The sequence below is a fragment of the Chryseobacterium sp. SG20098 genome, assembly GCF_031844745.1.
In the GTDB taxonomy this organism is placed as follows: Bacteria; Bacteroidota; Bacteroidia; order Flavobacteriales; family Weeksellaceae; genus Chryseobacterium; species Chryseobacterium cucumeris.
In genome coordinates, this window is sequence record NZ_CP134622.1 from 817,086 (window position 1) to 831,816 (window position 14,731).

Below are 14,731 nucleotides of genomic sequence, written 5' to 3' on the forward strand. Positions count from 1 at the left end.
TTAATTCGTAATGCATTGTATTGATGCTTAAGCCTTAACCAAAGAAGTTACAAATGCATGTTTTGATACTTTAAGTTTTGGGAGCATTTCAGCTTTTATAAAGCATTCCGGATTACCATTAATCTTTTTTCCATGTTAAATAAAATTATTGAGTTTTCTGTAAAGAATAAACTCATCATTGCTCTGTTTACTGTGGCTCTCATCCTCTTTGGAGTCTATGAAACCACTAAACTTCCTATTGATGCCCAGCCGGACATCACCAATAATCAGGTTCAGATCATTACTACTGCTCCTTCATATGGTGCAGCAGATATAGAACGTCTTGTTACGTTTCCTATCGAACAGGCTACCAGCAATATCAGCGGAATTACAGAGCTGAGAAGTTTCTCCCGTTTCGGACTTTCATTAGTGACGGTAGTTTTTGATGATAAGACGGATGTGTATTGGGCGCGTCAACAGGTTCAGGAACGGCTGCAGCTTGTTCAGGACAATATACCGGCAGGAATCGGTAAGCCGGAATTAGGGCCTATTTCAACAGGGTTGGGAGAGATTTTCCAATATGTGGTAAGAGCCAAAAAAGGATACGAAAATGTATATGACGAAACAGAACTGAGAACCATTCAGGATTGGGTGGTCAGAAGACAGCTTTTGGGAACAAAAGGTGTGGCAGATGTAAGCAGTTTCGGAGGAAAACTGAAACAGTATGAAATTGCCATTAATCCTAATAAATTACAGGCATTTAACATCAACATCAATGATGTTTTTGCAGCACTGGAAAAGAATAACCAGAATACCGGAGGTGCATATATTGAAAAGAAAGAAACCGTTCTGTTTATCCGCAGCGAAGGACTTGTGGGAAGTACGGAAGATATTGGAAGCATTCAGGTAGCGGAAACTAAAGAAGGAATTCCTGTGCATATTAAAGATGTAGCGTCTGTCAAGATCGGTTATGCGACAAGGTATGGCGCGATGACCTATAATGACACCGGAGAAGTATCCGGAGCAATTGTTCTGATGCTGAAAGGAGAAAATGCCAATGTCGTGATTGGAAATATCAAACAAAGACTGGAAAAAATTCAGGAGTCCTTACCGGAAGGAGTGGTGATTGAGCCTTTCCTTGATCGCGCTAAAATGGTGAACAATACCATCAGTACTGTAAAAACAAACCTGATGGAAGGGGCTTTGATCGTTGTTTTCATTCTGGTATTATTTTTAGGAAATTTCAGAGCAGGATTACTGGTGGCTTCCGTTATTCCTTTGGCCATGCTTTTCGCCATTATCATGATGAATATTTTCGGGGTTGGAGGAAATCTGATGAGTCTTGGAGCGCTGGATTTCGGTCTTATTGTAGATGGTGCTGTCATTATTGTGGAAGCCGTGCTGCATCAGCTTGCTCATAAAAAGTACTTTGGGAAAGACAATATGCTCACCAAAAAAGAAATGGATGATCAGGTTTCAGGCTCTGCGACCAAAATGGTTAACAGTGCAGTTTTCGGACAGATTATTATCTTAATTGTATATCTTCCGATTTTTACCCTGCAGGGAATTGAAGGAAAAATGTTTAAGCCTATGGCTCAAACTGTTGCCTTTGCCCTGATCGGAGCATTTATTCTTTCCCTGACTTATATTCCGATGATGAGTTCTCTGGTATTAAGCAGAAAGAAAAAAGAAAAAGAGAACATCTCGGACCGCGTCATGGGTAAAGTGGAAACCGGACATCAGCAATTACTGATGAAAGCTCTTAAATTCAGAAAAACTATCATTATTGGTGTGCTAATCCTGTTTGCAGGTGCTGTTTTTATCCTTTCCAGAATGGGTGGAGAATTTATACCATCTTTGGAGGAAGGCGACTTTGCTGTCGAAATGAGAATTCTTCAGGGAAGTAATATCAATGAAACCAAGAAAGCCACTACACAGGCGGCGCATATTCTTTTAACACAGTTTCCTGAAGTAGAAAAAGTAGTCATGAAAATTGGAAGTGCAGAAATTCCCACGGAACCAATGGCAATGGATTCCGGAGATATGATCGTCGTTTTAAAGCCTAAAAAGGAATGGACCTCTGCAACGACATTTTCTGAGCTTTCTGACAAAATGAGCAAAGCTTTAAGCATTATTCCGGGGCTGACAACCAGTTTTCAATTTCCTGTACAGATGCGTTTCAATGAGCTGATGACCGGAGCAAGGCAGGATGTAGTCTGCAAGATTTATGGTGAAGACCTGGACAGCCTTGCCGCCTATGCAAAAAAGATGGGAAGCATCATCAACACCGTAAAAGGTGCTCAGGATCTATATATCGAACCAGTAGTAGGTGCTCCGCAGGTTGTGATTGATTATAACCGTTCGGAACTTTCCCGATACAATATTTCAGTGGCGGACATCAACAGGGTAATTAATATGGCTTTTGCAGGGCAGACCGCAGGTGCTTTGTATGAAGGCGAGAAAAAGTTTGATATCGTTGTCCGCATGGATAATGAACATAAAAAAGATATTACCAGCATTCAGAATCTTTTGGTTCCAACTTCTTCAGGAGAACAGATTCCTTTGTCACAATTGGCTAAAGTAGAGCTTAAAAACAGTCCGAACCAGATTCAGCGGGAAGATACTAAAAGAAGGATTATTGTAGGTTTTAATGTGAGAGGAAGAGATGTCCAGAGTATTGTTGAAGAACTTCAGCAAAAAGCAGATAAAAACCTGAAACTATCACCAGGATACACTGTTTCTTATGGAGGTGCTTTTGAAAACTTAAATGAAGCCAAAGCCAGACTGGGAATCGCAGTTCCTATTTCGTTAGTAATGATTTTCCTGCTCTTATTCTTTGCTTTCGGTTCTGTAAAACACAGCTTGTTAATCTATACTGCTATTCCATTATCTGCGATAGGAGGGGTGTATTTTCTGGCATTGAGAGGAATGCCTTTCAGCATCAGTGCAGGTGTAGGATTCATTGCATTATTTGGAGTTGCCGTACTTAATGGAATTGTTTTGATATCAGAATTTAACCGATTGAAAAAGAATGGAATAACCAATACCAGCAGAATTGTACTGATAGGAACAAAAATCAGGCTTCGCCCGGTTCTAATGACTGCGTTTGTAGCTTCTCTGGGGTTTCTTCCCATGGCCATTAGCAACGGTGCAGGAGCAGAAGTACAGAGACCTCTGGCAACGGTGGTGATCGGAGGATTAATGCTTGCCACTCTTTTAACCTTGTTTGTCCTTCCAATTTTATACGTCCTCTTTGAACATATTAATAAAGATAAAATGAAATTCTCAAAAAAAACCAACTATAAAAAACTGTCTGTTTTCTTACTGATGATCTCCTTTGGAAGCTATCAGGCTCAGGAAAATATTACCTATGATCAGGCTTTGGAAAAAGCATACCAGCAGAATGGTACTCTTAAAAATTCAAAATTACTCTCAGATTATCAGGAAAAACTGAAAGCCAGTTATCTGGATATTCCCCAGACGGAAATTACCGGAGGATTTGGCCAGATTCAGGGCGAGGAAACGGATAATTCATTCGGAATCACTCAAAGATTCAGTTTTCCAACGGTGTATTCAAAAAGAAAACAAATGCTGGATGCCGAATGGTCTGCCAGTGTCATCAATCAGAATCTGACCAGGGCACAGCTTACCAAAGAAGTAACAAGTGTTTTCTACAGGATACTGGTGCTTCAGGAGAAGAAAAAAGTGCTGGAATACATCAGCCAGCTTTATAATAATTTTGCAGATAAAGCCGGATTAAGATTAAAAAAAGGGGAAGCCAATATTCTGGAGGAATCCACCGCTGAAATTCAGAAAGAACAGATAAAAGTACAACTGAATACCCTTGAAAATGATCTGAATATCGCAAAGCTTCAACTCCAATTATTGCTACAATCTACAACACCTTATCAACCTATTGCTGATCAGCCCACGATGAATATTGGTCTACAGATTTCAGAAGAAATGGTACAACAGCACCCTGAGCTTCAATATCTGCAGCAGCAGATCAAAGTAGGAGAGGCAGAAGTACAGCTTGAAAAAAGCAGGCTGCTTCCGGATCTTCTTATAGGATACACCAATCAAAGTATGAAAAACATCAATAATAATCGGTTCAATTCGGTTCAGGTAGGAGTAGGAATTCCACTGTTCACCAAAGGACAGAGAGCTTTGGCAAAGGCAGCACAGGCAAAAATAGCCATCTCCGAAAATCAGTACCAGAGAAAAGAAATTGAACTTAAAAACAGATTGAAACAACAGTTGACTACCTATATGAACCAACAGCAGATCATTGAAAATTATGAACAAAAACAGCTTCCAAAATCCGAAACTATTCTAAAAACGGCTCAGAAACAGATGGAGGTAGGAGAAATAGATTATCTGGACTGGGTAATCCTGGTGAATCAGGCCGTAAAAACCAAAGCAGATTATATTGATCAGCTTGAAAAACTGAATCAGATCGGAGCTGAACTTCAATTCTTAATTTCAAAATAATATCAACATGCATTTCAAGAATATATCCCTATACAGCGTGGCTTTCATCCTTACTTTATCTTCATGTTCCGGTAAAAAAGAAGAAGAAAAAACGGTTTACGAAAACACCAAATTTTCCAAGAATGACAAAAATTCTGTTCATCTTACAGAAAAACAGATTCAGTCTGTAGGATTAACTACAACCAGTATTCAGAACAGGAATATGGAAAAACTGGTGAGATTAAACGGAAGGGCAGAAATTGCACCATCGCATATCAGTTTAGTTTCCAGTATTATGGGTGGACATATTAAATCGATCAATATCATTAATGGAAGTCATTTCAGCAAAGGACAAGTGCTTGCAGTAGTGGAAGACCCTCAGTTTATACAATTGCAGCAGGATTATCTGGTGACCAAAGCTCAGCTCGAAGCGGCAAGACTGAATTTCAACCGTCAGAAAGATCTGAATACAAGCAAAGCCAGCAGTGACAAAACCCTACAGACTGCTCAGGCAGATTATTCTACTTTGAATGCTACTTTAAAAGGACTTGAGGAAAAACTGAGAATCATCGGAATTAATGCCAAAGGTCTGACTACCGGAAATATCAGAAGTAAAATCAACATTTATGCTCCTTTTACAGGTTTTGTAAGTAAAATTCTTGTGAATAACGGGCAGTATATCAACCCGGCAGATACATTATTTGAGCTGATTAATCCAGCTGGATTACTTTTAGAATTAAAGGTTTTTGAAAATGATGTGAATGATGTAAAGGTGGGGCAGGAAATTCTCGTGTACAACAATCAGAATCCGGATGTGAAATCCAATGCTAAAATTGTCAGCGTAGTTCCCAGTATTGAAAACGGAGGTTCTGCAACGGCAATTGCCAGATTATCTTCTGTGAATAATGAATTTGTAAAAGGAATGTACATGAATGCCAAAGTGAATATCAGCAGTCGTTATACAATGGGACTTCCTAACGAGGCTGTAGTGTCTTTTGAAAATAAAAATTATGTTTTTGAAGATCTTGGAAAATCCAATTACAAAATGATTCCAGTGGTCACCGGAATTGCTGACGATCAGTTTACGGAGATTGTAAAAGCAGATGCTTTAAAGGATAAGAAAATTGTACAGAAAGGAGCCTACAGCCTTCTGATGATGCTTAAAAACAAAGCAGAATAATTAAAGTGAAATCATAAAAGTCACAAAAGCTTTTGTGACTTTTGCGGTTAGAATAAAACAGACAAGAAGAAAAGATCAGTTATTCAGCTGATCTTTTTTTATTTTAAACAATTCAAAAAAATGACATTTGACATGTTTTCAATAATTAAAATACTATTTGACGCATAATTCATTTTAAAATAATATTTTTAAGAAGTGAATAGTTGTAAAGATTTTTAGATGAACAATAAAAAACTTTTATCAAAACTTTATGACACAAAAACCTTTGCACAATTTCCATATTCCGGTAATGGGACTGGCTTACACCATAGACAGCCCGATTCGTGTTGCCCAGTATGGAATTTCTTCCGTCATCTCTATTATTGATGATGAAATCCTGGAAAAAATGAAGAACTTTTACAATAAAAAGTTCAATCTCAACTATTTCGGGATCTCAGCAAAAACAGAAGATTACAGAGCAAAAAGAGTTACCGCTTATCTGGATATGGTAGATGATATCGTGAATGAAAAATTTGAATCTTTCAAACAGGAAATCAGCAAAAACAAGGAAGCTTTGAAGGAATTCATGGCTATGCTTCCGAATACTTCAGATCTAAAAAACAGCCTTCAAAACCTTGTCAATCAAAAAGATAACTGGAGTTCCAATATCAAAAACTTCATCGAATCGAATTTAAAACCGGGAAGTATTGATGTCAATATCATGACGAAAGTAGATAAAGACAACTATCAGAATAATGAACAGCTTCCTGTAATGTATAACGATGCGCATGCTTCACTGCGTGGATTTGCCAAAAGTAAGCTATCATCATCAATGGTTCTTTCTGCAGGCATGAATCCCCGTTTGTACAGCTACATGGAAGAGTTTGAAGATTTTTTCCCGGACGAAAACGGAAACATCAAAAAGAAAATTATCCTTAAAGTAAGCGATTTCCGTTCGGCTATGATTCAGGGAAATTTTCTGGCTAAAAAAGGATTATGGGTTTCAGAATACAGAATAGAATCCGGACTGAATTGTGGAGGCCATGCATTTGCTACTGAAGGAATGCTTCTCGGGCCTATCATGGAGGAATTCAAACAGAAAAAAAACGATCTGATCCAATCAGCTCACGCATTAATGACAGCTGCTTTGGAACAAAAAGGAAAGCATGTAGTTTCCGAACCTTTAGAAATGAAAATTACCGTTCAGGGTGGAGTAGGAACTTCTGAAGAACATGAGTTTTTATTGGCTAATTATAGCGTAGACAGTGTTGGATGGGGTTCACCGTTTTTACTGGTACCCGAAGCCACATCTGTAGATACAGAAACCAGAAATTTACTTGTACAATCAAAAGAGCAGGATTTCTATCTGAGTAATATTTCGCCATTGGGAGTACCTTTCAATACTGTAAAAGGTACATCTAATGAAGTATTGAAGTTTGAAAAAGAAGCAAAAGGGAAATATGGAAGTTCTTGTCCTAAAAAACTTCTCGCACTAAGCAAAGAATTTTCTCCGGAAGGAACCTGTACCGCTTCCAGAAAGTTTCAGGATATCAAACTGAAAGAGCTTTACGAAAATAAAGATGCATTCACTGAAAAAGAATTCAATAAAAGAAAATCCGAAATTACCGATAAAGCCTGCCTTTGTGTAGGACTTGTGAATGCGGCATACATGGAACAGAACCTTGAAATCAAAGGTGAAAAGCAAGGCGTTGTGATATGTCCGGGACCTAATATTGCCTTTTTTGATAAGGAAGTTTCTCTTTCGGAAATGGTAAAACATATCTACGGAAATACCAATATCCTTTCAGATAACCAACGTCCGAATATGTTCATCAATGAATTGAAAATGTATGTGGATTATCTGAGAAAGGAAATCACCGAATCTACTGCACAAATTACCCATTCGCACACAAAAAAATGGAATGCTTTCAGGAAAAATGTTCTTGAGGGTATCGAATATTATCATGAGCTTTTTAAAGCATCACCATTCTTCAGCAACGGTTTGTCAACCATTAATCATCAGTTACAGGAATATAAACTTCAGCTTATCGCTATTGAAATTCCTCAGGTTGAAAAATAACCGTATTTTTAATTGATAGATAATAAAAACAGCTTTTACATGGCTGTTTTTATTTTTTCTGTTACTAATGAAATCACATGTATTTCTGTTAGAAGCGGCAAAGGTCTAAGAACATTTCAACTTTAATCAATATAAGATTTTCAGAAAGAGATATAAAAATAAATAGTATTCAATTGTATCGGAGATAAAATCTTTGTATCTTAAAGCAGTTAGCTTTTAAATTATTTGCGCTTTTGCGCTTTTCCAACACATTCAAGTAATAAAAAAACTTAGGAAACATAAGCATTCCCATTTATAATAACTATGGCTGGAATGGTCATTTTGAATATTTTCCGGGCTTAATATTCCCTACCTTAGAGGTCACTTAGTAAAATTATTTTTATGGAAAAAAGAAAAATCAAAAACACCGATTTAACGATTGCACCCATCAACTTCGGAGGAAATGTTTTTGGATGGACATTGGACGAGAAACAGTCTTTTGATATACTGGACCGCTTTGCTGAAGCAGGATTCAATTTTATAGATACTGCAGATACCTATTCATGGTGGGTGAATGGAAAAGGCGGACAGTCTGAAGAGATCATCGGAAAATGGATGAAGAGCAGATCTAACCGTAATGATATCGTTTTAGCTACGAAAGTAGGCTCAGAAACGAAAGAACATGGCTATGATATCAGCAAAAAACATATTCTTAAATCTGTAGATGAGTCTCTGCAAAGACTTCAGACGGATCATATTGATCTCTATTATACACACTTTGATGACAATACTACTCCTGTAGAAGAAACTCTTTCTGCTTATGATGAGATCATTAAGGCTGGAAAAGTACGTTATATTGCGGCTTCCAACCTATCTCCGGAACGTTTGAAAGCATCATTTGAAGCTGCAGAAAAGAATAGCCTTCCTAAATATGTTGCGTTACAGCCTCATTACAATTTAATGGAAAGAGAAGGATTTGAGCAAAATTATGCTCCTCTGGCAGAGCAGTTTGATTTAAGTGTATTCCCTTATTGGTCTTTGGCAGCAGGTTTTTTAACGGGTAAATACCGTGATGAAGCAGATCTGGCAAAAAGTGCTAGAGGAGAGGGCGTAAGAAAGTATTTAAATCCGAAAGGACTTGAAGTATTAAAAGCGCTGGATCAGGTAAGTGCAAAGCATAATACAACGCAGGGAACCGTTTCTCTGGCATGGCTGTTATCTAATCCTCTGATTACAGCACCCATTGTAAGTGCTACCAGTGCTTCCCAGCTTGAAACGGTCTTCAATGCACCAAAACTTGTTCTGGATCAGGAAGATATTGAGCTGCTGAATAAGGCGAGCAACTAAATTTTTCAACTTTCATTACAGATTAAAAATTAAATCCGTTCATTGCTGAACGGATTTTTTATGATTCAATGGCGAAAACCACCCCGTCAAAAAATCTTTGAATTTTCGCCACCCTTCCGGAGGAGGGGAATGGAGTTCTTCAGTTGTGATATTCTTCTCTCAATATTAATCGGAATATTCCTTCAGAAGCTGTCTGTAGCTCATTAATATTGAGGATTTTGAGATAAAACCGATGAAATCATTGGTATCACTTACTACAGGGAGATTCCATACACCTGTATCATCAAAGGTCTGAAGAATATCCAGGGGTTTATTTTCACGGTGAAGAACGGCAGGCGGCGCTTTCATGATCTGGGTAACCGTCTGGGAAGTTTCAATGTCTTTGTTAAAAAGATAAGGTCTTATGTCATCCAGCGTCAAAACTCCTTTGAGCTTTCTGTTCTCATCCACTACAGCGAAAATATTTTTATTACCGTTCTTTACCATTTCAAACAGTTCTGTAACAGAGGCATTCTGATTGATTGTTTGCGAATATTTATCAATAAAGTCTTCAGTTCTTAAAGCAAAAAGAAGGTTTTTGTCATGTTTATTTGTGAATATTTTTCCTTCATCTGCCAATGATTTCAGTTCAGGAGAAATCGGGGAAAACCATTTTGCAATGAGATAGGATATGATGGAAACTATCATCAGAGGAATAAACAAATCATATCCGAAACTTGATTCTGCGATCAGAAAAATAGCGGTAAGAGGAGCATACAGAACTCCACTCATAGCACCAGCCATACCCACGAGGACAAGATTAGTCATCGGAACATCTGTAAAACCAATATGCTGACAAATTAATGCAAATAAGTAGCCTAAAGTTCCTCCTGCAAAAAGAGAAGGAGCAAAGTTACCTCCATTTCCACCACTGAATATCGTAAATGAGGTGGCAAAGGCCTTTAAAAGCAATACCAGAACCAAAAATATGATAATGGTCCAGTCTCCGATCTCAAAATACCTGAAAAAACTATTTTCAATAATAGAGTAGGTATTTCCATTGGTGAAAGCTTTTACCGTTTCATATCCTTCCCCGAACAAAGGAGGAAAAAGTACGCATAACAGGGAAAGTACAGCTCCTCCGAACATCGCCTTACGCATTCTTGAAAGCTGAAGACCTTTTATAAAATGTTCTACTTTCTGAGAAATAATCACAAAATAGCGGGCATACAATCCTGTAACAATCCCTAAAATAAGATAATACGGAACATTTTTATAGTTGAAAGGGTCTCTGGTATAAAATCTGAAAAGAACATCTTCCTGAAGCAAAATCCTTGATAAAAGACTTCCGCAGACCGCAGCAACGACCAACGGAATGAAATCGGTAAAAACCACTCCGGTTAAAAGAATTTCAAAGGCAAACATAATCCCCGCAATAGGAGCATTGAAAGCAGACGCAATCCCGGCAGTAGCTCCTGCAGCAAGCAATAAAGTACGTTCTTTATAGCTCAGTCTGTACGTTTGGGCATAGTTTGAACCAATAGCGGCTCCGGTAACGGCAATAGGACTTTCCAATCCTGCAGAACCTCCCAATCCTACGGTAACAGCACTTTGTATCACCTGGGAATACATTTTAACGGAAGCTACGATACTGGAATTCTGTGCAATTTCGTATAAAATAGCTCCAATACCTTTACGATCCTGACCTTTAAACAAGGTAAGAACAATCATCGTTGTCAGAACGATTCCTAAGAAAGGAAAAACAATATAGAATAAAATCTGATATTCAAAATGAACTTTATTGGTAATGAAATAATGGATATTGTGCACCAGTGTTTTCAGGATAACTCCCGCAAGACCAGCCGTGCAGCCCACCAGAATTCCGGAAAGAACAAGAAACTGATTTCTGCTCAGCCTGTTGTTCAGCCAATGCAGGATAAGCTCATAACTTCGTGCTTTTTCCAGTCCGTATTTCTGGAAATCTCTTTTAAATTTAAGGAAACTGAGGTACTTTTTTTTGTTGTGAATTTTCACCGTCGAAATATTTTACACTATCATCAGATTGATACAGTTCTGTAAATTTATGAAATATATCACAAAAAATATAGTAATGAGCCTTTTTCAAACTATAGCGATGACTGTTTATTTCTATTAATCTTCCCTTATTTCTTTCGTTTTTCCTGAAAAAATAAGCCCAACAGCCAATGCTCCAATGATTCCTGCACCTGCCAAGATCAAAGGTTTTTTAGAAACAGATAATAGTGTTTTCCCATCAATTCCCATATTTCCTGAGGAAGATTGGCGGACATTTCCACCTGTATTTTCTGTCTTATTGGCTTTCTTCATTATCATTCTCATTCCTGCAGAAGATACATAACGGATGATTCCCGGAAACATTTCATATAAATTTTTAAACACAACAGCAGACCAGTCCGGATAAGAAGCTTCAATTGGATTTTTGGCTGTTTTTACAATTGAAGCTGCCAGTTTACGAGGATCAAACGATGGAGGTGGTGTGCTGAGTTTTATCCCTGAATAATTGGCAGCATGTTCTATTCCTGATGATTTCTGAAAACCGGGATAAAGCGCACAGATATGTATATCAGGAAAGTCTGAAACTTCACCCTGCAAAGTTTCTACCATTCCGCGCACACCAAATTTCGAGGCTGTATATGCTGTTCCATAAGGTGCCGGCATCCATCCGCCAATAGAAATATTATTCAGTAAGACTCCTTTTTTCTGTTTTTTGAAAACTGGAAGCACTGCATGTGCCGAATGCATATATCCCAAAAGGTTTGTTTTAACAATCTGATCACTGACATCAACTGGAATTTCCTCAAATTTACCAAATGCCAACACTCCCGCATTATTGACCCAATAATCAATTTTTCCGGTGAATTCAAGGGTTTCCTTGACAAGGTTCTGAACATCTTCTGCAACAGAAGTATCTGTAGGAACAGCAAGCACTGTTGCTCCCAGTTTTCTGCATAATTCTGCAGTCTCTGTAAGCGCTTTTTCTCCTCTTGCTGCCAGCACGAGATCAGCTCCTTGTTCTGCAAATGCCTCTGCCGTAGCCTTACCAATTCCGCTTGAAGCACCTGTGATAACGACTGTTTCTCCAAAAAATGGTGGTCTTCTTTGATTTTTCATAATATGATGGATTTAAGTGTTCTTATTTTTTTATCATGATCCGTTTTCTGTATTTCTTTTTGGAAAAAGTATAAGCCTGATGGATGGATTATTGGTAATAAATAACCTGAACCAGTCCATCGCAAGTTGAAGTTTATTTTTAAACCCTACCAGCGGAATGATGTGGATGAAAAGCCAGGTAAGCCATGCTATAAAACCGTTAAAGGAATTTTTCGGAAGATCTACTACCGCATTGTATTTAGAAATAATGGCCATACTGCCTTTGTCATTATACCTGAATTGCTCCAGCACTTTTCCATCTTCTATCCGTTTAAAATTGGCAGCGAGGTTTTTACTTTGCTGAATGGCGACCTGAGCAAGTTGAGGATGTCCTTTAGGATATTTTTCTTCTGAAAGCATCAGACAAATATCTCCCAACGCATAAATATTGGTAGTTCCGGTTACTTTATTATAGTCGTCCACCAGTATTCTTCTGCCTTTTCCAATAGTTTCTTCCGGTAATCCTGGGATTTCTTTTCCAATAACTCCTGAAGTCCAGATCAGGGTTTCCGTTTCAATAGAGCTTCCGTCACTTAAGATGACTTTATTATCCGTATAATCCTTTACAGAGACATTCAAAAGGATTTTCACTCCTAATTCTTTCAACTTATCATAAGCCGTTTTCTGAGCCAGCTGGCTCATGGGCGAAAGTAAAGTAGGTAAGGCATCAATAAGATAGAGATTAGAAAGTCCGAGCTTGATTTCCGGATATTCTTTCTGGGCAATATATTTTCCCATCTCCGCAAGCATACCTGCCAGTTCTACTCCAGTAGGTCCGCCTCCGGCAATCACGATATTCTGAAGTTTTTCGGCTTCTTTAATATTTTTATTTCTGGCCGCTTCTTCCAGAGTCAGCAGAATATGATTCCTCAAATAGAGTGCTTCTTCTATATTTTTCATCGGAAGAGCACACTTTTTTACATTTTCCATTCCGAAAAAATTAGACTCTGTGCCCAATGCCAGCACCAGATAATCATAGCTGAGATTTCCGGTATCTGTTTCTATTGTGTTATTTTCCGGATGTACTCTCATCAGGCTTCCCATGTGAAATTTCACATTTTTATTATTTGAAAACAGTTTTCTGAAAGGATAACTGATATTGGAAGCTTCTATAAACGAAGTAGCTACCTGATAGATAAGCGGAGGAAAAAAATGATAATTGTTTTTATCAACCAGCGTTATTCTGAACCTTTTATCATTCTGAAGAGACTTGATAAGATTAATACCCGCAAATCCTCCTCCTACGATTAGAATGTGCTTTTTCATAGTATGTGATTATTTCAAATGGTGTACTGAATTTCATTCAATAACAAGACCAAAAGAACGACAAAACAAATATTTAACATAATCTATAAATTGCCAAAACAGCCTTAATATCAGCTCTCATTAAGAATTTCAGGTTTCAACAGGTATTTTCTTTTTAACGTTTCATTCACTGCCAGCACGATGTTTGTACTTTACTGATCATCCAACACTTTAAATATTTCATATATGAAATCACACATTTTAACAGAAAAGCACCAACTGGGAATAGGGGGTGTAGCAATAGGAACAGCTTTTGAAAATATTACAGATGAACAGGCTCATGAAATACTGCAGGCAGCCTGGGATATCGGAATCCGGTATTATGATACTTCTCCATGGTACGGATTGACCAAAAGTGAACGGAGATTTGGAAATTTCCTTAAAGATAAAGACAGGGATGACTTTATTTTCTCAACCAAAGTAGGAAGGCTTTTTCATCAGGTTCCTGAATCTGATGTTCCTCCAACCATGTGGAAAAAACCTCTTGATTACGACTTCTTGCATGATTATACAGCCGACGCCGTACAGAAATCTATTGAAGACAGCCTTCAAAGAACCGGATTGAGTCATATTGATATTGTTTATGTCCATGACCTTTCTGAAGATCAGGTAGGAGATCGTTATCCTTATTTTCTGAAGCAGGCGAGAAACGGTGCTTTTAAGATACTTTCTGAGCTTCGTGATCAAGGAGTAATAAAAGCCTGGGGAATGGGTGTTAATAAGATAGAACCTATTTTAGACTGTATCGAATCTGCTGATCCGGATATCTGTCTTTCGGCCACACAATATTCTATTCTTGAACATGAAGATGCTGTGGACCGCCTTCTTCCGACTGTTAAAAATGCTGGGGTAAAACTGGTTTCGGGAGCAGGGTATAATTCAGGATATATAGCAGGAAAAGAACGTTATAATTATAAAGATGTAATTCCAAAAGGAATGTATGAAAAGCGGAAAAAAATGAGTTCTCTTGCTGAAAAATACAATATAAGCCTTATTGATGCCGCCCTTCATTTTGTACTGGCAGCCGACGAATTTGCTTCTATTATTCCTGGAGCCAGCCGGCCTGAGCAGGTGAAAGACAATCTGCAGGCTCTTAACACTACTATTCCTTCTGAATTCTGGAAAGAATTGAAAAATGAAGGACTGATCTATGAGAAGGCGCAGATTCCGGAGAGATAACATATTTTCATTTTTTATTCTTTAAATGATTTAAATTCAAAATTTCTTCTAAATTTAATGATAGT

Annotated in this window: 8 protein-coding genes; 5 read left to right on the forward strand and 3 right to left on the reverse strand. The window is 37.9% G+C overall.

Going from position 1 to position 14,731, the window contains the following annotated elements; genetic code table 11:
• Positions 1–132 precede the first annotated feature (132 nt).
• The 4 genes from RHP76_RS03705 (at position 133) to RHP76_RS03720 (ending at position 9,014) form a co-directional block, all read left to right on the forward strand.
• Positions 133–4,470, forward strand: a complete 4,338-nt coding sequence (locus tag RHP76_RS03705) for a CusA/CzcA family heavy metal efflux RND transporter (RefSeq protein ID WP_311229520.1) — start codon at positions 133–135, stop codon at positions 4,468–4,470.
• Between the two features lie 7 nt (positions 4,471–4,477).
• Positions 4,478–5,629: an efflux RND transporter periplasmic adaptor subunit gene (locus RHP76_RS03710; protein ID WP_311229521.1), complete on the forward strand. Its 1,152-nt coding sequence runs from the start codon at positions 4,478–4,480 to the stop codon at positions 5,627–5,629.
• 250 nt (positions 5,630–5,879) lie between these two features.
• Positions 5,880–7,688, forward strand: a complete 1,809-nt coding sequence (locus RHP76_RS03715; protein ID WP_311229522.1) for a hypothetical protein — start codon at positions 5,880–5,882, stop codon at positions 7,686–7,688.
• Between the two features lie 381 nt (positions 7,689–8,069).
• Positions 8,070–9,014, forward strand: coding sequence for an aldo/keto reductase (locus tag RHP76_RS03720; protein WP_288441936.1), 945 nt, complete (start codon positions 8,070–8,072; stop codon positions 9,012–9,014).
• A 165-nt stretch (positions 9,015–9,179) separates the two neighbouring features.
• Here the strand turns inward: RHP76_RS03720 and RHP76_RS03725 are convergent, their stop codons facing one another.
• The 3 genes from RHP76_RS03725 to RHP76_RS03735 all read right to left on the reverse strand — a co-directional run bounded on the left by RHP76_RS03725 (position 9,180) and on the right by RHP76_RS03735 (position 13,448).
• Positions 9,180–11,027: a chloride channel protein gene (locus tag RHP76_RS03725; RefSeq protein ID WP_123279755.1), complete on the reverse strand. Its 1,848-nt coding sequence runs from the start codon at positions 11,025–11,027 to the stop codon at positions 9,180–9,182.
• Between the two features lie 117 nt (positions 11,028–11,144).
• A complete protein-coding gene (locus RHP76_RS03730; RefSeq protein ID WP_311229523.1) occupies positions 11,145–12,143 on the reverse strand; it encodes an SDR family oxidoreductase in 999 nt (332 codons plus the stop codon).
• 33 nt (positions 12,144–12,176) lie between these two features.
• Positions 12,177–13,448, reverse strand: coding sequence for an NAD(P)/FAD-dependent oxidoreductase (locus RHP76_RS03735; protein ID WP_311229524.1), 1,272 nt, complete (start codon positions 13,446–13,448; stop codon positions 12,177–12,179).
• Positions 13,449–13,673: 225 nt separating this feature from the next.
• Between RHP76_RS03735 and RHP76_RS03740 the strand changes: the two genes are divergently transcribed.
• Positions 13,674–14,666 carry an aldo/keto reductase gene (locus RHP76_RS03740; RefSeq protein ID WP_120231146.1) on the forward strand — a complete coding sequence of 331 codons (993 nt, stop codon included), beginning with the start codon at positions 13,674–13,676 and terminating at the stop codon, positions 14,664–14,666.
• Positions 14,667–14,731 lie beyond the last annotated feature (65 nt).